Annotated in this window: 1 protein-coding gene; it reads right to left on the reverse strand. The window is 58.1% G+C overall.

The genetic code is table 11. The annotated features are described in order from the left end of the window. Window positions 1–174: 174 nt before the first annotated feature. Window positions 175–348, reverse strand: a complete 174-nt coding sequence (locus ACERI1_RS18805) for a hypothetical protein (protein ID WP_373620001.1) — start codon at window positions 346–348, stop codon at window positions 175–177. Window positions 349–886: the final 538 nt, after the last annotated feature.

The following is an 886-nucleotide window of genomic DNA, read 5'->3' on the forward strand; positions in this document are numbered from 1 at the left end:
GAGTCATACGGTCTGCTATCACTGTTTACCGGCGCACCCGCAGCCCGTCATGTAGGTGCGCCGGAAATGATGACAGTAGTCCGTATCACTTTCGACCGCCACCATCGCCTTGTTAAGGCCGCAGTGAGACCGTCCACAGCGCATACGAGGCCCTCGAAAACGTCGGTCGACGGATTACGGCAGCTCATCCGGATCCGTCTCGATCACCCGGAGTTCCGACGACTCACAGTCACAGAACGTTGATTGACCGAGCGGCTGGAGACTGCCGTCGGGCCAGATCTGAACGATACCGATCTCTCCGCAGCGATCACACGTTGCCGCCGCGCGTTGCTTGTCGTCGTTACCCACACAGCGTCACCTCGCGGGACCTCCCTATACCACAGCGAGCGACGAAAAACCCTGGTGGTACCCACGATGGGCTGATGTCCACGCTTCGAACCGACTATCGTTGTCTTCACGTGCGATCCGAGACGATCGCCAGGGTCGAAGAGGACGGCTCGAGCCTGCAAGAGTTAAAACGGGGGCGTTCCTAGAGAGATTGCGTGCCTTTAGTCCCCGTCCGAGCAGACCCATTCGGGTGCGATGACAGCACGGCGAACCCGGGCACGCAACAGTAGTACTCCGGAGAACGCATCGCGTTCTCCCGCCCGGCACGAGGGTTAGCCAGCCAACGCGGCATGCCGCCACGGGATGAGGCTGGACGTTAGTGTTCCGGGCGTACATTCTCCGTTCGGAGTGATATCTCACTCGAAACTAGTCAATTTGAGGGCGGCGCGAACTTAGCAGAGAGATGGATATAGCCAGTATTGTCACTTGACAATAATGAGTGTTAAATGCAGAAACCCAACACAGCCACCGCTGGAGCAGCAGCTGTGTAGGGTTAAAG

This window comes from Natrinema sp. HArc-T2, from assembly GCF_041821085.1.
GTDB lineage: Archaea > Halobacteriota > Halobacteria > Halobacteriales > Natrialbaceae > Natrinema.